13 protein-coding genes are annotated in these 17493 nt (G+C 58.7%); 10 read left to right on the plus strand and 3 right to left on the minus strand.

What is annotated here, in order from left to right; translation table 11 throughout:
- Window positions 1-45: 45 nt before the first annotated feature.
- The 3 genes from MUN82_RS11770 to MUN82_RS11780 all read left to right on the plus strand — a co-directional run bounded on the left by MUN82_RS11770 (window position 46) and on the right by MUN82_RS11780 (window position 3700).
- Window positions 46-714, plus strand: a complete 669-nt coding sequence (locus MUN82_RS11770; RefSeq protein ID WP_245090483.1) for a YggS family pyridoxal phosphate-dependent enzyme — start codon at window positions 46-48, stop codon at window positions 712-714.
- A 144-nt stretch (window positions 715-858) separates the two neighbouring features.
- Window positions 859-1236: a DUF423 domain-containing protein gene (locus tag MUN82_RS11775; RefSeq protein WP_245090485.1), complete on the plus strand. Its 378-nt coding sequence runs from the start codon at window positions 859-861 to the stop codon at window positions 1234-1236.
- 763 nt (window positions 1237-1999) lie between these two features.
- Window positions 2000-3700 (plus strand): T9SS type A sorting domain-containing protein, encoded by a 1701-nt coding sequence (locus tag MUN82_RS11780; protein ID WP_245090498.1) that lies wholly within the window; start codon window positions 2000-2002, stop codon window positions 3698-3700.
- Window positions 3701-3748: 48 nt separating this feature from the next.
- On the opposite strand, the gene MUN82_RS11785 is transcribed toward MUN82_RS11780, so the two are convergent.
- From MUN82_RS11785 to MUN82_RS11795, 3 genes are all read right to left on the minus strand, one after another.
- A complete protein-coding gene (locus tag MUN82_RS11785; RefSeq protein WP_245090501.1) occupies window positions 3749-4231 on the minus strand; it encodes a DinB family protein in 483 nt (160 codons plus the stop codon).
- A gap of 112 nt (window positions 4232-4343) precedes the next feature.
- A complete protein-coding gene (locus MUN82_RS11790; RefSeq protein WP_245090503.1) occupies window positions 4344-4844 on the minus strand; it encodes a DUF1573 domain-containing protein in 501 nt (166 codons plus the stop codon).
- A 138-nt stretch (window positions 4845-4982) separates the two neighbouring features.
- Entirely contained in the window at window positions 4983-6407 is a 1425-nt protein-coding gene (locus MUN82_RS11795) for an ATP-dependent DNA helicase (RefSeq protein ID WP_245090506.1), read from the minus strand.
- Window positions 6408-6580: 173 nt separating this feature from the next.
- Between MUN82_RS11795 and MUN82_RS11800 the strand changes: the two genes are divergently transcribed.
- The 7 genes from MUN82_RS11800 to MUN82_RS11830 all read left to right on the plus strand — a co-directional run bounded on the left by MUN82_RS11800 (window position 6581) and on the right by MUN82_RS11830 (window position 17462).
- On the plus strand, window positions 6581-8086 hold the full coding sequence (locus MUN82_RS11800) for an alpha-L-arabinofuranosidase family protein (RefSeq protein ID WP_245090510.1): 1506 nt from the start codon (window positions 6581-6583) through the stop codon (window positions 8084-8086).
- A gap of 57 nt (window positions 8087-8143) precedes the next feature.
- The gene (locus MUN82_RS11805) at window positions 8144-9121 is read left to right on the plus strand and encodes a hypothetical protein (RefSeq protein WP_245090513.1); all 978 of its coding nucleotides are present in this window, start codon (window positions 8144-8146) and stop codon (window positions 9119-9121) included.
- 171 nt (window positions 9122-9292) lie between these two features.
- The gene (locus MUN82_RS11810) at window positions 9293-9970 is read left to right on the plus strand and encodes a response regulator (RefSeq protein ID WP_245090516.1); all 678 of its coding nucleotides are present in this window, start codon (window positions 9293-9295) and stop codon (window positions 9968-9970) included.
- A gap of 62 nt (window positions 9971-10032) precedes the next feature.
- A complete protein-coding gene (locus tag MUN82_RS11815; RefSeq protein WP_245090519.1) occupies window positions 10033-11388 on the plus strand; it encodes a HAMP domain-containing sensor histidine kinase in 1356 nt (451 codons plus the stop codon).
- A 275-nt stretch (window positions 11389-11663) separates the two neighbouring features.
- Window positions 11664-12929 (plus strand): TolC family protein, encoded by a 1266-nt coding sequence (locus tag MUN82_RS11820; protein WP_245090521.1) that lies wholly within the window; start codon window positions 11664-11666, stop codon window positions 12927-12929.
- A gap of 111 nt (window positions 12930-13040) precedes the next feature.
- Window positions 13041-14138: an efflux RND transporter periplasmic adaptor subunit gene (locus MUN82_RS11825; RefSeq protein ID WP_245090523.1), complete on the plus strand. Its 1098-nt coding sequence runs from the start codon at window positions 13041-13043 to the stop codon at window positions 14136-14138.
- A gap of 201 nt (window positions 14139-14339) precedes the next feature.
- Window positions 14340-17462: an efflux RND transporter permease subunit gene (locus MUN82_RS11830; protein WP_245090525.1), complete on the plus strand. Its 3123-nt coding sequence runs from the start codon at window positions 14340-14342 to the stop codon at window positions 17460-17462.
- Window positions 17463-17493 lie beyond the last annotated feature (31 nt).

Below are 17493 nucleotides of genomic sequence, written 5' to 3' on the forward strand. Positions count from 1 at the left end.
CTACCCCGCCACGCACCACACGGCGGCAGTGCCTACCTTTGCGGCATGAGCATTGCCGAAAACATTCAGCAGATTGAACATGAGCTGCACGGCACCACCGCCCGGCTGGTGGTCGTCACGAAAACCCACCCCGTAGCGAAGCTGCAAGAAGCCTACGACGCCGGTGCCCGGCTGTTTGGCGAAAACAAGGTGCAGGAAATGGTAGCCAAACAGCCCGACCTACCCACCGACGTAGAGTGGCACCTCATCGGGCACCTGCAAACCAACAAAGTGAAGTACCTGGCGCCCTTCGTGCATACCATCCAGAGCGTGGATAGCCTGAAGCTGCTGCTGGAAATAGAGAAACAAGCCGCCAAGCACGACCGGGTAGTGAATGGCTTATTACAATTCCACATTGCCGACGAGGAGAGCAAAACTGGACTCAGCTTCGCGGAAGCGGAAGAAATGCTGCAATCCGAGGTCTACCAGCAGCTCCGCCACGTGCGCCTGACGGGTGTAATGGGCGTAGCCACCTTCACCCACGACCAAGCCCAGCTACGCCGCGAGTTTCAGACGCTGCGCGGCTACTTCGAGCAGCTTCGGAGCCGTTTCTTCGCTGAGGCTGAGTATTTCCGGGAAATCTCTATGGGCATGAGTGCCGACTACCCGTTGGCCATTGAAGAGGGTAGCACACTGGTACGCGTAGGCAGCGCTATTTTCGGGGCGCGGGGCTGATTGGTTTTCTTGGTTCTTAGTTGTTTGTTTTTGGCTTAGTGATACCAATAGCCAGCTTCTGCAAGCAACAACCGCAACCCAATCAAAAACCAATAGCCAACGCAGCCGAGCCAACAACCAGAAACCAATAACCAAAAAACCAACATGACTGCCCGACTCATTTTACAACTTGCTGCCCTGCTCGGTGCCCTGGGCGTGGGCATTGGAGCCTTTGGCGCGCACGGCCTGCGCGCCATGCTGGAGGCCACCGGCCGCTTCGATACGTTTGAAACCGCTGTGCGCTACCAGTTCTACCACACGCTGGCCCTGCTAGCCGTGGGCGTACTGCTGCACGTGCGGCCCGACCTGCGCTTGCTGGGCACCACAGCCGGCTTGTGGGTAGGCGGCATCCTGATTTTCAGCGGGTCGTTGTACGTGCTGTGCTTCACGGGCATCAAATGGCTGGGCGCCGTGACGCCGCTAGGGGGCCTGCTGTTTATTGCCGGCTGGATTGCGCTTTTGCTTGCCGCCCGGCAATTGTAAGCATTTGCGCCTGCGGCACTTAGCTGTTCGAGGCCACAGATGTCCGACTGGCATCAGTTTATACCTAGGACTTGTTTTTAAATTATAATCCGCGCAAAAAAGCTTGGTTTGTCATTCTTCATCTGGCGTCCGCTTGTCGAAGCATGACAGGCTAGGCTTTTTTGATTCTTACTTATTCAGGAGCAAGTCTCTACACTACTCGCGAGGTAACCTGCATCTCTTAGAAGATGGTGCCAGTGGATAACGGCATCGAGTGCTTCCGGACAGACGGACAGCGCATATAAGTGGGATAAACGCAAAAGCGACGTCGGGGTGGCCGACGTCGCTTTCTTGGATGGGAGCGGATGGGATTTTTGTAGAAAAGGGCGTCTTGGGTGAGTTACCCGCGTGCTTGGGTGGAAAGCAGCGCTGGGTAATCCATTTTTGATAGGACAAACTAACGAAGAGAAGCATCACTTATGCAAACGATTTCTATAATAATATTTCAAATATTTAGGAAAAATCCATAAACAGTGAAGTGTAGCGCCTTTTCATCCTTACAATGCACTGCATATTATTATGTGCATGTTGACAACGTTCCCGGCAACGTTTGCGCAAAATAAACGTGGATAGTATGAATCATTGGCCGTTCCAAGTGGGTAATATTCATCGCGACACGGCAGATTTCCTGCGCGCGTGCACGTTGCCATGTCATTAGACCAACGTTTTTTTACCATTTCCTGGTCTGCTCCCTATGTTTCTATCTACACTTTTTCCTTTCCCTATGTTGTGGCAGAGACGGAGCGCGGCGTTTGCGTTGGGCCTACTGTTTGCCACCCAGGCCGCCCATGCACAGCAAGTGGCTTTTCCGGGGGCTGAGGGTGCCGGTCGGTTCACTACGGGTGGCCGGGGCACGGCCAGCGCGCCTACCACTGTCTTCGAAGTAACCAACCTAAACGACGACAATAACCCCGGTAGCTTGCGCTACGCTCTCTCGCAGCCTGCTGCGGCTCGCACCATTGTGTTTCGCGTGTCGGGCACCGTTCACCTTGCCTCACCTCTCAAAATCAATAAGGCCAATACTACGCTGGCAGGTCAGACAGCTCCTGGCAATGGCATTTGCATAGCTGATTTCCCGATGAGTCTTTCGGCTAATAACTTGATCGTTCGTTACATGCGTTTTCGGTTGGGCGACCGAAACCAGAACAAAGGCATGGTGGATGGCAGCGGCAACGACGATGCCTTTGGCGGCCTCAACGTCAGCAACATTATCGTGGACCATTGTAGCATCAGCTGGTCCAGCGACGAGGCCTTCACCATTTACGGCGGCGACAACATCACGGCGCAGTGGAATATCATCAGCGAGCCGCTGAACTATTCCTACCACTACGAAACCGGCGACACCGATTTTGAGCGGCACGGCTACGGCGGTATCTGGGGCGGGCAGCATGCCACCTTTCATCACAACCTGATTGCGCACTGCCTCAGCCGAACGCCCCGCTTCAACGGCAGCCGCTACGGTGTGGCCATGGGCTACGAGAACGTGGATTTCCGCAACAACGTGATTTATAACTGGGGCAACAACAACGTGTATGGCGGTGAAGCGGGCAACTATAACGTGGTGAACAACTACTACAAATACGGCCCATCAACCAGCAACAGCGTGCGCTACCGCGTGCTGAACCCGTATAAGCAAACGTCGCCAGCCCTACCCTACGGCCAGTTTTACATGACTGGCAACTACGTGGATGGCAGCCCCTTGCATACGGCCGATAACTGGAAAGGCGTGGTGATGCAGGGCGGCAGCTTGGCCGATACTACGAAGGCCAAAGCAGCAACGCCCTTTGACTTGGGACCGGTGACTACCCAAACCGCAACGGTGGCCTATGAAGCGGTGTTAGCAGGTGCGGGCGCCATGCTGCCCCGCCGCGACACGCTCGATCAGCGAATTGTGAACAACGTACGCACCCGTACCGGCCGCATCATCGACGTGCAAGGGGGGTATCCGCACGGTACGCCCTACAGCATTTCGCAGCATGCCTGGCCAGCGCTTAACTCCCTACCCGCCTCTATCGACTCCGACCACGATGGCATGCCCGATGCCTGGGAGCGGAGCCAGGGCTCGAACCCGAATGATGCCAGCGACCGGAACGAAGTGGCCAGCAACGGCTACACTCGCCTGGAAAACTACCTCAATAGCCTGGCTCTCACCGTCACGGGCACAAAATCGGCCAAAAGCAGTAGTATGCTGTTGCAAGCATATCCCAACCCGACGGAAGACCAACTGACTATTGAACATCCGGCTGCCGGACGCGGGGCATCTATCGCCATTTTCTCGGTGCTGGGCGGCAAGCTCAAAGGTTCTGTCAGCACGCTAGGCACCCGGCAAACCCAGCTTGATCTGCATAGTCTGACCAGTGGCAGCTACTTGGTGCAATACACAGACGAACATACCCACCTTACGACGCGGTTTGTGAAGCAATGATTCTGTTGGTTTTCAGAAACTCCGCATACCTGCCACCAAGCGGCGCAGCTACTTCCAATTCTTCAGGAGCCGCCGCATAAGCACAACTTCACCGGTGTGGTAGGCGGTATGGTCGGCTATAAGCAGGGCCTCGCGCAGCAGCGTTTGGCCGGTACCGTGCGGAATGGGGGCCAGCAAATCCTGCGCGGGGTCGCGCAGCAAGGCAATAAACCGGTCCCGGTCATGCCGAATTTGCTCCAGCGTTTGCTGCCATTTTTCCTCGGTAGCGTTGGCGTCGCGGGCGGGCCAATACTCCTCCGGCCACTTGGGCGACTGGTGCGCCGCCTGCGTAGAAAACTCCACAATATCCCACTGCGCAATGCGCATGTGCTCTACCAGTTGCCAAATAGTGTAGGGCACATCGGGCACGTGGTGATTGAAAATCAGCAGCGGCACATCGGCGCAGGCTTCTTCCAGGGTAGTGTGGGCGTTGGCTTCCGTCAGGAGGCTAACCAGATGGTCTACCAGGGCGTCGCGGGTATTTTGTTCCATAGCGTGAGGCAGTGAATAGAGTATGCCACAGTATACGCAAAACCGGCCGCGACAGAAACAAAAATGGCCCGACTCTTTGCAGAGCCGGGCCATCAAGAGCAGCCAGCGTGCCTTACGACTTCTTCTTGGCTTTGATTTTTGCGTCGCCAATTTTGGCTTTCTCCTTGCCATCGGTAGACATTGCGGAGGTAGTCATGGCGGCGGCATCTTTTACCTCGCCTACCAATGCTACCATGGCGTTGCCAGCAGCTGAGTTCGACTCGATGGTCAGCACTTTGTTCTGCATGCCCATTTTGCCGGTGCTGTTGAATTTGGCCGTTACGGAGCCGGTTTTGCCGGGCATCACTGGGTCGCGGGTCCAGTCGGGAGTAGTGCAGCCGCAGCTCACGCCGATGTTGGAAATCACCAGCGGCGCGGTGCCAGTGTTCTTAAACCTGAAGGTGTGCTCTACCACATCGCCCTGCTTCACCGAGCCAAAGTCGTACTTCGACTCTTCAAACTGAATGTTGGGGCCGGCAACTTTGGTTTGCGCAGTGGCAGGCGCAGCCGTTTGGGCTTGGGCCGCAAAACCAGCCATCGAGAGCGACAGGGCAAGTAGGAGTATCTTTTTCATGATGCTAGAACGTTTGGTAGTTAGCGTAGAACAAAGTTAAGATTTCCGGGCAGGGAGCCAATAACTTTGCCAGTTTGGCCTTTAAACTGGCGTAAGGCTAGTGAAGTTCAGAAGAACAGATTAGAATTTCATTAGTATTTACTCTGCCGGCGCATCCGCAATTAGCTTTTGGTTGAAATTCAGCAGAAACAGCCGCTCCGAGGCCCGCGTGATGGCCGTGTAGAGCCAGCGCGCGAATTCAGAGTTCACCATATCCTCTTTCAGGAAACCATGATCGACAAACACGGCTTGCCACTGGCCACCCTGGGCCTTGTGGCAGGTGAGCGCATAAGCAAACTTTACCTGCAAAGCATTTAAGAACGGGTCTTTGCGCAGGGCAGCCGACTTGTCGCGCTTGGTGGTGAGGTGGGCATAATCCAGGCTCACGGCGTCGTAGAGGGCTTTGTTACGGTCGTTGGGTAGGGCGGGACTTTCGGTGTGCAGGGTGTCAAGTAACAGCTTCACCTCCTGCTCGGGCTCGTCGGGGTAGTCCACGAAGCGCACGCGGGCATCGGCAAAGTGAAAGCCGAACTCTTCGGTGCGGCGCACGATTTTGGTGACCTGCACAAAGTCGCCATTGGCCAGAAAGCCCATTTCGGAGTCGTTGGGCAGCCAGAAGTAGTTGTTGCGCACCACCATCAGGTAGTCGCCCGATTCAATCTCATCTTCGGCCTCAAACAGAATGCGCCGGATGTACTGGTTATACTGGTTGGCGTTTTTGTTGGAGCGGCAAATAATGGTGGTGTTTTCGTGGCCGAAGTTCTTGTATGCCCAACGCAGACCGTCTTCCAGCTTGTCGCCACCCATCTTGAAAATGTCGCGGTAGCCGCTGGTAAAGAACTGAATATGCGGCTGTTCCTCGCGCAGCTCTTCGCGCAGGATGGTGGCATTCACCAGAATACCCGACTCCTCGGCCTGCCGCATCACCTGGCGCAGTTCCACCGAGTCGACGGCGGCGCGGAAGCGGTGGCGCAGCAACTCGGGGTCAAGGGCAGGGCTCAGGAGCTGGCCCACCGGCGGCAGCTGGGCCGTATCGCCGATGAGCAGCAGGCGGTTGGTAGGCTTCTCGAACACGTAGCCCAGCAAATCATCGAGCAGGCCGTTTTCGCCGAACGCCTTTTCGTCGGAAATCATGGAGGCCTCGTCCACGATGTAGAGCATGTCGGCGGTGCGGTTGGGCTGGCGCTGGAAGTTGAGGCGCTCGGAAGAAGCACCACCAGTCTGGCGGTAGATTTTTTTGTGGATGGTGCTGGCCCCTACCCCCGAGTACACGCTCATCACCTTCGCCGCCCGGCCAGTAGGCGCCATCAGAGTGTATTTGCGGCCGCGCTGATGCAGCCACTGCACCAGGGCACTTACCACGGTGGTTTTGCCCGTACCGGCGTAGCCGCGCAACACAAACGCTTTGCGGCCAGGCAGCTCGTCGCGCAGAAACGCATCGAGCTTTTGAAAAAGCAGGGCTTGATCCTGGGTAGGCTCGTAGGGAAAATAGTCGCGGACGGAAGGAATTCTGACGGATAGCATAGAGTACAAAGATACAACGCTGTTGCTGGCGAAAGGAAGACAACGCCATTGAACCAAACCTTCTGTACTGCCCCATACCCTTGCCTAGCGGCTTGTCCTCCATACTAGTCGGCGTAACTTGGCAAGCTCAACCACCACCCTACTCACCTGGGCCACGCTACCCTCCGAACCGCATGCAGCAGCCATCGAGAAGAAAGTTTTTGAAGAACAGCACGGGTATTTTGCTCAGCGCCATGGTGCCGGGGCCTCTCAGGCACTGGAGGCAGGCGCCGGCTGCTACCCTCACGGTACACCTGAATCAGCCGCTGGGCGAAATATCGCCTCTTATTTATGGTCAGTTTATCGAGCACCTGGGTAGGGCCATCTACGGCGGCATCTACGACGACCGGAAGCACCGTTTCCGACCTGATGTGCTGGAAAAAGTACGGGAGCTGAAGCCCCCGCTGCTGCGCTACCCCGGCGGCACCGTCACCAAAATCTACCACTGGAAAGACGGCGTGGGCAAGCACCGACCAGTGCGCAAAAACCTGATCTGGGGCGGCCTCGACAACAACCACGTGGGCACGGACGAGTTTATGCAGTACTGCCAGAAGCTGGGAGCAGCCCCGTTTCTGACTGTGAACATGTCGACGGGCACGGCGGAGGAAGCTGCCGAGTGGGTGGAATACTGCAACGGCACGGGCACCTACTACGCTACCCAGCGCCAGAAAAATGGTCACGCCGTGCCCTACCGGGTGCAGTATTGGGGCTTGGGCAACGAGGAAGCCGCCCGCGAAGACGCCGGCACCCTGCAGAACCCGCAGGACTACATCAAAAAGGCGTGGTACTACGCCAAGCTGATGAAGCTGCAAGACTCTTCCATCAAGCTAATTCTGGTGGGCGACAAGCCCGACTGGAACCAGCAGATCCTGCAAGAGTTGCACCCGATTTGCGACTACCTGTCCTTGCACCTCTACGCCAGTTCCAAGCCCGGCGACCCAGCCTCGCTGTTCGTCTCCATTGCAGCCATGGAAGCCAGCATCAAAGCCACGGCTGCTCAGATTAAGGCCTACGCGCCGCCTGCTGTGGAGGCGTTTAACAAGTGGTACCGCTTTCCGCCACGGCAGCAGCCGGTGAAGATTGCCATTGATGAATGGGGTATCTGGGAGTCGGGGGGCCGTGGAGCGTACAACTTGGAAATGGACTACACCTGGAATCACGCGCTGGGTGTAGCCGCGTTTCTGAACGTGTTTCAGCGCAATGCAGCCGCTATCGGCCTAGCCACCTGGGCGCAGACCGTGAACGTGCTGGCCCCCATCATGACCAACGAAACCACCAGCATTTGCCAGACCATCTACTACCCCCTGGCTTTGTACCGCAAGCTGTGCGGCCCTACCAGCGTGGCTGCCACCGTGGCGGGTGCCGAGCACCTGGACGTGGCTGCCTCGACCGATGGCAACACACTGACGCTGGCTATTGTGCAGCCCAACGGCCAAGCCACCGACATTCGGCTTGACGCACCTACCACCGGCACCTGGACAGCCCACGAGCTAACGGCTCCTTCCCTGGACTCGATGAATACGCTGCAAGCGCCCGCCACCAACGTGGTGCGCTACCAGCAACGGACGCTTCCCGCTGGCACCACTACGTACACCATAGCCGGACACAGTATTGTTCTGCTACAAGCGTCGCTTCGGTAGCTAATACCGTATGCTGTGTATCAGGCATCATGTACTACTCCCATTCCTGGTAAGCGTATGTCTTTTTCTACTTTTGCCTACCCCTGGTCACGCTGCATAGTGCTGGCAATGATGCTGCTCTCTTCCTGCGCCGGTGTGCGGCAGCAGAGCCAGTCGCTACGCGTGGAAGCGGGGTATTGCGACCCACCAAATCTCGTTGCCGACGACCCGGCTTTCCTCCCCCTACCCGACATACGGCCCCAACTGCGCGACAGCCTGCTCCCAAAACGGTTTTCGCGGCGCAGCCTGCTGCTGGCCAACGCGGCCGGCGTGTTGCCGCAGCTGCACGAGTTGGTGCGCCTGGAGCGCGCCACCCCCACCGGCAATGCCCGTAGCGAGCAGTACCAGGCGCAGCAGCAACGCATTCTAACCCGCTTGCTGCTGCTCTCTACCACCATTGCCAGCGTGGCCGCCGAGCTGGACTGTGAAGGCGAGCGGGCCGACCAAGTGGCCAGCTACCTCACCGAGCACGCCGATAAGCGCGAGCAGCGCCTCACAGTGCTTTCCATTGCTATTGGAGCAGCGTCGGGTATTGCTACTACCGTACTGGAGGGGCGCACCGGGCAGTATACTTTCGGGATTGGAGGCGGCATCGCTACGGCCGCGTTGGGTGTACTCACGCTCACCTCCAACCCCAGTGTGGTATTCACGCATCCGCGCAACATGCTCACCGATATCTGGCAGGAAACCAAACAATCCGACACCTACCCGCCGGCCGTGTGGTACGTACTCATGGAGCCCGCTTTCAGCAACCAGGGGCAGTCGTCGCTGGCGCACAACGCCCGCCGCCGCTGGCAACACTACGGCCAGTTGGAGCGCCCCGACTCCCGCAAAGGCCGCGCGCAGCAGCAGCTGCTCTTTGGCGGCGGCGGGCGCTACGATGCCGATGCCCTGCGCCTGCGCGCCGATATGCTCAACGAGCTGCAGGCCTCCGTGCGCCTGATCAATCAGGAGTTGCGCGTTCTGTTGCAGGAGCTGACCCCGCCCGGGCAGTGAGTGGCCACTCGGGAGATGGTAGCAGCGTGCCTACCCCCGGCGCAACTCTAATAGCCTTCTAATGTACGCCTACCCCGTGCTGCGTACCTTTGCCTAAACTTCATGTGGCGGTGATAGTCAGCGCGTTGCTGACTATCACCGTTCCTTTGTTTGTATCGTTGTAGTTAGCTTATGAAGATTTTATTGGTAGAAGATGAGTTGAAGGTAGTCACGGTTCTGAAAAAGGGCTTTGAAGAGGAAGAGTACGAGGTTGATGTGGCTTTCGACGGCAAAACGGGCCACCTAATGTCGATGAGCAAGCAGTACGACATCATTGTGCTCGATATCAGCCTACCCATCTTCAATGGCTACGAGCTGTGCGAGCTGATTCGCCGGCGCGATGTGCACGTGCCCATCCTCATGCTCACGGCCCTGGGCACTACCGACAACAAAGTGGAAGCCCTGAACCTGGGCGCCGACGACTACGTGGTGAAGCCCTTCGAGTTCAAAGAACTGCTGGCCCGCGTGCGGGCCCTCACCCGCCGGGCCAACCCCAACTACGGCCCTACCGTGCTGCAAGCCGGCGACCTGGAGCTGAACACCCTCACCAAGGTAGTGCGGAGCGGCAACACCCAAATCAGCCTCACGGCCCGGGAGTTTTCGTTGCTGGAATTGCTGCTACAGCACAAAAACGAAGTGCTTTCCCGCACCTACATTGCCGAGCAGGTATGGGCCCTGAATTTTGACACGGGCACCAACGTGGTGGATGTCTACATCAACTACCTGCGCAATAAAATCGATAAGCCCTTCAACCGCCGCCTCATTCACACAGTGGTAGGCATGGGCTACAGCCTGCGCGATACTGAATAGTGAAATGGTGAAGTGGTGAGTTTATTCACAAACTCACCGCTTCACAACCTCCCTACCTTCCCATGACCATCCGAAATCGACTGGCGCTGCAATTTACCCTACTGGTAGGGCTGCTGTTGGGGGGTGGCCTGGGCATGGTTTACTACCTTTCTTGGCAAAACACGCGCAAGCTCTACGAGCAGCGCCTGCAAGAGCGCGCCTACACCGCAGCTACCCTCTACCTGGAGGCCGACGAGCAAAGCCCGGCCAGTATAGAGCGGGTGCGTAAGCGTTTTCAGCGCAACCTGAACGAGGAAGTTGTTAGCATCTACGACGATGAGAACCGCGTGCGCTTTGGCACCCAACCCAATGAGGCGTTTACGCCGGCCTTGCTGGCCCAGGTGCGGCGCACCCGCTACGTGCGCCAGCACCACGGCCAGGAGCAATTGGTTGGGGTGTACTACCACGACAACCAGGGCAATTTCTGCATTATGGTGACGGCCGTAGACCGCTCCGGACAGCAACGGCTGGCGCACCTGCGCCTGGTATCGGTGGGGGTGCTGCTACTGGGGATGCTGCTGAGCTTTGTGCTGGGGCGGTGGTTTGCGCGCACGGCCCTGGCGCCCATCAGTCAGCTGGTACACCGGGCGCAGCGCGTGGGTGCGTCTGACTTGCAGCTGAACCTGCCCACGCCGCCGCCCGACGAGCTGGGCGAGCTGTCGGCTACCCTCGACCTGATGCTGCAACGCCTGAAGCACTCTTTCGAGCAGCAGCAGAGCTTCATCAACAACGCTTCGCACGAGTTGCGCACGCCGCTCACGGCCATGATTGGCGAGCTGGAAATCACTCTGGCCCGCCCACGCTCGGCCGACGCGTACGCCGACGCGCTTCGCTCGGCCCTCGCCGATGCGCATAAGCTCAAGGAGATTATCAGCCGTCTGCTTCAGTTGGCACAGCTTGGGTCAGGCGAGGCCCAGCTACCGGAGGGCGGCACCATCCGCCTCGATGAGGTGCTGTTTGAAGCCTGCGAGGAAGCAACGCTGTTGCAGGAAGATGACCGGGTGCGCATCACCCTGGGCGACTTGCCCGAAGACGCGGCCCTGCTGACTGTGCCCGGCGACCGGCACCTGTTCCGACTGGCGCTCAGCAACTTAATCGACAACGCGTGTAAGTTCTCAGAAGGCCCCGTGCTGTGCTCCCTGGCCTACACGCCGGGGCAGGTGACCTTCGCCATTGCGGACAACGGCATTGGCATTGCGCCGGCCGATTTGCAGCACGTGCGGCAAACGTTTTTCCGGGCGGCCAATGCCCACGGGTTTCGTGGATATGGGGTAGGGCTGGCCCTGGCCGCCAACATTTTCAGTCTGCACGGCGCCTCGCTGGAAATAGAATCGGAGCTGCACAAAGGCACTACCATGCGCGTGGTGCTGGCGGTGTAGAAGGTGGATGGGTAGGACGTAGAGACGCCTATTTGCATCTCAGTGTTGAACCATCGCTGGTTGAACGCCGCAGGCGTCGGACCGGTGCCCGGCAGCGTAACCGATTTTACTTGCTGGCAGCTCCCACTCTAATCTTATTCTAATACGCTTCTAATAAGCCTGTAATCTTTGCCCTATATATAACAAGTAATTTTGCATTGTCCTTTGGATACCCTCCCAAGATTATGCGAATACACCTGTTTATAAGCTTTTTAGCAGTTAGCCTACTTGGTATTTTGCCGAGCCACGCACAGGCACCGGCGCTGCCTGGCGCAGTAGTGGCCCCAGGTGCTACCGACACCCTCGCGCTTACCCTACCCCAGGCCGAAGCGGCTTTTCTGAATACCAACTTTGCGTTGCTGGCAGAGCGGTTCAATATTCCGGCGGCCCAGGCCGAAGTGGTGCAGGCTCGCCTGTTCGACAACCCGGAAATCTCGCTGGAGCGCAACGTGTTCAACCCCTACAATGGCCGCTTCTTTGAAGGCAACGAAGATCGGTTTCAGCTGGTAGGCGGCATTGAGCAGTTGATTCAGCTGGGCGGCAAGCGCCGCAAGGCCGTTGACCACGCCCGCACGGGGGTAGCCATTGCCGAACTGGAGTTTACCGACCTGGTGCGCACCCTGCGTTACGAGCTGCGCGAAAACTTCGTGACGCTGTACTACCGCCAGCAGACGCAAGCCATGTATGCCCGGCAGATTGCGGCCCTGCAACAGACGCTCAACATCACCCAGCGCCAGTACCAGCGCGGCAACGTGGCTCTGAAGGAAGTGGTGCGCCTGAAAACGCAGCTCTTCGAGCTGGAAAGCGAGCTGAAAGACCTGCGCAACGACATCTCCGAAGACCAGGCCGAGCTGAACCTGCTGCTAGGCAGCCGCCAGCCGCGCTACCTGCGACCCGAGCTGCCCGCCGCAGCCCCCAACAGCCTGCGCTTGAGCACCCTTCCGCTCGACCAGGCCCTGGAAACGGCCCGCGCCAACCGTCCCGACCTGCAGGCTGCGGCCGCCACTGTGCGCCAGCAGGAGCAGAACGTGCGCCTGCAAAAAAGCCTGGCTGTGCCCGACCTGACCGTAGGCACGTTCTACGACCACAACGGCGCCGTGGGCAAGCACTACACCGGCCTTACGGTGGGCATGCCCCTACCCCTATTCAATCGCAACCAGGGCGGCATCAAGCTGGCCGAGGCTCAGCGTCAGGGAAGCGAGCAGCTGCTTAGTCAGCAGGAGGCCACAGTGGTAAACGAGGTGACGCAGGCCTACCGCAAAGCTCAGGAAGCTGAGCGCATTTCCGACGCCTTCCCGCCCGAGTACTTCGCCGATGCCGACGAGCTGCTCGACGGTGTGCTGCGCAGCTACCAGCGCAAGGCCATCGGCCTGCTGGAATTCCTCGATTTTCTGGATTCCTATAAGGACAGCGTCATTCAGCTCAACCAGAGCCGCGCCGAGCGCCTCAACGCCTTCGACAAGCTCAATGAGCAGCTGGGTCAGCAAGTGTTCAGCTACTAGCCCCAACGTGCGCCACCCACGCATAACGGGCTGACTAGCAAAGCCATTTTCTACCCTACCTGCCTTTTTATTGCTAACTCCCTTCCCATGCCACGTCTCACTACTTTTTCTATGCGCTATCTATTTCCGGGCCTGCTGCTGGCAGCCAGCCTCGCGGCCTGCTCGGAGCATACACCCGACGCGCCCACGGCTACCACCGAGCCAGCTACTTCCGTCGTTTCCGACTCGCTGCTGGCGCGCATCACGCTGGATACCGTGCAGCAGCGGCCCGTGATTAACGAGCTGAAGCTGACCGCCAAAATTGCTTACGACGAGTCGCGGGTGAACAAGGTGTTTCCGCTGGTGGGCGGCATCGTGACGAAGGTGAACGTGACGCTGGGGCAGTACGTGAAGGCCGGGCAGGTGCTGGCCGAAATCGAAAGCACCGACATTGCCAACTTCCGCTCCGAGTCGACCACGGCTACGGTGGAGCTGGCCAAGACCCGACAGGAGCTGGCTTCTACCAAGGAGCTGTATGAGGACGGCCTGGCCTCGGCCCGCGAGTACCAGCTGGCCCAGCAGGAAGTGCGCCGTGCACAGGCCGAGGTGCAGAAAAACCGGCAGATAGGGGCCATCTACGGCACCCAGCAGGGCGGCGCGGCCCGCTACCTGGTGAAGGCCCCGGCGGCGGGCTTCGTGGTGGAAAAAACCGTGAACCCGCGCACCCAGCTGCGCTCCGATAACGACCAGACCATGTTCGTTATATCGGACCTGAACACGGTGTGGGCGCTGGCCAGCGTGTACGAAGACGACATTGCCCGCGTGCGCCCCGGCACCCCCGCCGTGGTGAAAACCCTGGCCTACCCCGATGAACCTGCGGAGGGCAAAATCGACCCGGCCTTCAGCGCCCTCGACCCCGACAGCCGGGTGCTAACCGTGCGCGTGCCGCTGCAAAACCCCGGCAATAAGCTCAAGCCCGAGATGTTCGCTACCGTTACCGTGGCCTCGCCCACAGGGGCCAGCAAGCTGAGCGTGCCCACCTCGGCGCTGGTGTTTGAGCGCAGCCGCAGCTACGTGCTCGTGTTCAAGGACCGGAACAACATCGAAACCCGCAACGTGGAAACGGCCGGCACGGCCGGCGGCCACACCTACCTCAATGGCGGCGTAGAGCCCGGCGAACGAGTCGTGTCGCGCAACGCGCTGCTGCTCTATCATACCCTGAATCAATAGTGAAGCAACTGCTAGCAGAAGCTAGGAGCTAGTTCCCCGCCTCAGATGAGGAGGGGGTAGGGGTGGTTGAATTGACGTGAGGACGATGACTAGCTCTACTTCTACCCTTTCAACCACCCCTACCCCCTCCTCATCTGAGGCGGGGAACTAGCTCTAGCTGCACGCGACGCTAGTCACAGCCGCTCATAGCATCTAATTCCTATGCATAAATTCATCCAAGGCATCCTGGGGTTTTCGCTCCGGAACCGCTACTTTATTTTCTTCTGCACGGCCTTAGTGGTGGTGGCGGGGCTGTATAGCTACCGCCGCACGCCTATTGATGCCTTCCCCGACGTCACCAACACCCAGGTCACCATCATCACGCAGTGGCCCGGGCGCTCGGCCGAGGAAATCGAGAAGTTCATTACGCTACCTATTGAGGTGGCCCTGAACCCGGCCCAGAAGAAAACCAATATCCGTTCGACTACGCTCTTCGGTTTGTCGGTGGTGAAGGTGGTGTTCGACGACGACGTGGACGACGCCTTTGCCCGCGTGCAAGTCAACAACCTGCTACCCTCCGCCGAGCTGCCCGAAGGGGTAGACCCCGAGGTGGAGCCGCCCTACGGCCCCACCGGCGAGATTTTCCGCTACACGCTGGAAAGCGAGAAGTACGACGTGCGCGAGCTGAAAACCATTCAGGACTGGGTGATTGACCGCCGCATCAAGGCCGTGCCCGGCGTGGCCGACGTGAACAGCTTCGGCGGCGAGGTGAAGAGCTACGAAATCAGCATCAATCCGCGCCGTTTGGCCGAGTACGACATTACGCCGCTCGACGTGTACGAGTCGGTGGCGCGCTCCAACATCAACGTAGGCGGCGACATCATCGAGAAAAACGACGAGGCCTACGTAGTGCGCGGCATCGGCCTGCTGAGCACGATGGAGGACATCCGCACCATCATCATCAAGAACGTAAATGGCACGCCCATTCTGGTGCGCAACGTGGCCGACGTGCGCGAGTCGGCCCTACCCCGCCTGGGCCAGGTAGGCCTGGATATGAACCCCGACGTGGTAGAGGGCATTGTGGTGATGCGCAAGGGCGAAAATCCCTCCGAGGTCATCACGCGCCTGAACGCCAAGGTGGCCGAGCTGAACGAGAAAGTGCTGCCGGCCGGTGTCAAAATCAAGACGTTCTACAACCGCGAAACGCTCATCGGCTTCGCTACCAGCACCGTGATGCACAACCTCGTGGAGGGCATCGTGCTCGTAACAATGGTCGTATTCCTGTTTATGGCCGACTGGCGCACCACGGTTATCGTGTCGGTGGTGATTCCGCTGGCCTTGCTGTTTGCCTTTATCTGCTTGCGGCTCAAGGGCATGTCGGCTAACCTGCTGAGTATGGGCGCCATCGACTTCGGTATCATCGTGGATGGGGCCGTGGTGATGGTGGAGGGCATTTTCGTGGCCCTCGACCACCTAGCGCACAAGGTAGGGATGGACAAATTCAACCGCCTGGCCAAGTTGCGCCTCATCCGGAAGACAGGCGCCGAGATGGGCAAAACCATCTTTACGGCCAAGCTCATCATCATCACCGCCCTCCTACCCATCTTCTCCTTTGAGAAGGTAGAGGGCAAGATGTTCTCGCCCCTGGCCTGGACGCTCGGCTTCGCCCTGCTCGGCGCCCTGATTACCACGCTCACGCTGGTGCCGGTGCTGGCCAGCATGCTGCTCAAGAAGAACGTGCGGGAAAAGAACAACCCGTTCATCAACTTCGTGACGCGCAACAGCCTGCGCATTTTCCGGCGCGTGTACGCGAATAAGTTTATTAGCCTGAGCTTTGCGGCCATCTGGCTAGTGGTGGGCATTGGGGCGTTCCGGCTGCTGGGCACCGAGTTCCTACCCCAGCTCGACGAAGGCTCGTTGTACGTGCGCGCTTCGCTGCCGATGAGCATTTCGCTGGAGAAATCGGTGGAGCTGACGCAGGATATGCGCAAAACGCTGGGCTCGTTCCGGCAGGTAGAGAAAGTGCTCAGCCAAACCGGCCGCCCCAACGACGGCACCGACCCTACGGGCTTCTACAACGTGGAATTCCATGTGGTAACCCGGCAGATTCCGGAGCTGAAAAAACCCGCCTACCGCGAGGCGCTCATTGATAGTATGCAGCACAAGCTGCACGCCATTCTGCCCACGGTGGTGTTCAACTTCTCGCAACCCATTCAAGACAATGTGGAGGAGGCTGTGTCGGGCGTGAAGGGCTCGATTGCCGTGAAAATTTACGGCGACGACCTGCCCTTCCTCGACCAGAAAGCCGATAGCGTGTACGCCATTCTGAAAGGCGTGCGCGGCATCGAAGACCTGGGCGTGGTGCGCAACCTGGGCCAGCCCGAGCTGCACGTAGAGCTGGATGAGCAGCGCATGGCCCGCTACGGCGTGAGCAAGGCCGACGCTAACGCGGTAGTGGAAATGGCCATTGGCGGTAAGGAGGCTTCGCAGCTCTACGAGGGCGAACGGCGCTTCAGCATCCGGGTGCGCTACCAGCCTGAGTTCCGGAAAACCGAGGAGGAAATTGGCCGCCTGATGGTGCCTACCCTCAACGGCTCCCAGATTCCGCTGCGCGAAATTGCCACCATCAACCTGCTTACCGGCCCCTCGCTCATCTTCCGCGACGACACCGAGCGGTTTATTGCCATCAAATTCTCGGTGCGTGGCCGCGACATGGGTTCCACCATCGAAGAGGCGCAGCAGAAAGTAAATGCGCGGGTGCCCCTACCCAAAGGCTTCATGTATGCCTGGGCCGGCGACTTCGAAAACCAGCAGCGGGCCACCGAGCGCCTGGCCGTGGTGGTGCCCATCTCGCTGCTGCTGATCTTCTTTATCCTGTTCGTGCTTTTCGGCAATATGAAAGATGCCGGGCTAGTGCTGTTGAACGTGCCCTTCGCCATTACGGGCGGTATTGCGGCGCTGCTGCTCACGGGCACCAACTTCAGCATCTCGGCTGGTATCGGCTTCATTGCCCTGTTTGGTATCTGTATTCAGGACGGCGTGATTCTCATTACGGTGTTCAAGCAGAACATCCAGAAGAAGATGCAGCTCGACGAGGCCATTTATGACGGCGTGACTTCACGCATCCGGCCCGTGCTGATGACGGCCATGATGGCGGCCATCGGCTTGTTTCCGGCGGCCATTAGCACGGGCATCGGCTCGCAAACGCAGAAGCCGCTGGCCATCGTGGTTATCGGTGGGCTGGTGACGTCTACCATCCTCACGCTGTTCATCTTCCCGCTGATTTTTGAGCGCACGCACCAGGGTTACCGCCGTCGGCAGGAAAAACTGGCCGCGGCGAACTAACTGCATGCGTATACTTCCTGCGTGCGGTAAA

Origin of the sequence: Hymenobacter aerilatus (assembly GCF_022921095.1) — a bacterium.
GTDB classification, from domain to species: Bacteria; Bacteroidota; Bacteroidia; order Cytophagales; family Hymenobacteraceae; genus Hymenobacter; species Hymenobacter aerilatus.

Excerpts from the sequence above, each read along its gene's own strand:
- MUN82_RS11785 (WP_245090501.1), bottom strand. The coding sequence starts at position 4,231 with ATGGAACAAAATACCCGCGACGCCCTGGTAGACCATCTGGTTAGCCTC.
- MUN82_RS11805 (WP_245090513.1), top strand. The coding sequence starts at position 8,144 with ATGTCTTTTTCTACTTTTGCCTACCCCTGGTCACGCTGCATAGTGCTG.
- MUN82_RS11810 (WP_245090516.1), top strand. The coding sequence starts at position 9,293 with ATGAAGATTTTATTGGTAGAAGATGAGTTGAAGGTAGTCACGGTTCTG.
- MUN82_RS11825 (WP_245090523.1), top strand. The coding sequence starts at position 13,041 with ATGCGCTATCTATTTCCGGGCCTGCTGCTGGCAGCCAGCCTCGCGGCC.
- MUN82_RS11830 (WP_245090525.1), top strand. The coding sequence starts at position 14,340 with ATGCATAAATTCATCCAAGGCATCCTGGGGTTTTCGCTCCGGAACCGC.
- MUN82_RS11770 (WP_245090483.1), top strand. The coding sequence starts at position 46 with ATGAGCATTGCCGAAAACATTCAGCAGATTGAACATGAGCTGCACGGC.
- MUN82_RS11790 (WP_245090503.1), bottom strand. The coding sequence starts at position 4,844 with ATGAAAAAGATACTCCTACTTGCCCTGTCGCTCTCGATGGCTGGTTTT.
- MUN82_RS11815 (WP_245090519.1), top strand. The coding sequence starts at position 10,033 with ATGACCATCCGAAATCGACTGGCGCTGCAATTTACCCTACTGGTAGGG.
- MUN82_RS11800 (WP_245090510.1), top strand. The coding sequence starts at position 6,581 with ATGCAGCAGCCATCGAGAAGAAAGTTTTTGAAGAACAGCACGGGTATT.
- MUN82_RS11780 (WP_245090498.1), top strand. The coding sequence starts at position 2,000 with ATGTTGTGGCAGAGACGGAGCGCGGCGTTTGCGTTGGGCCTACTGTTT.
- MUN82_RS11775 (WP_245090485.1), top strand. The coding sequence starts at position 859 with ATGACTGCCCGACTCATTTTACAACTTGCTGCCCTGCTCGGTGCCCTG.
- MUN82_RS11795 (WP_245090506.1), bottom strand. The coding sequence starts at position 6,407 with ATGCTATCCGTCAGAATTCCTTCCGTCCGCGACTATTTTCCCTACGAG.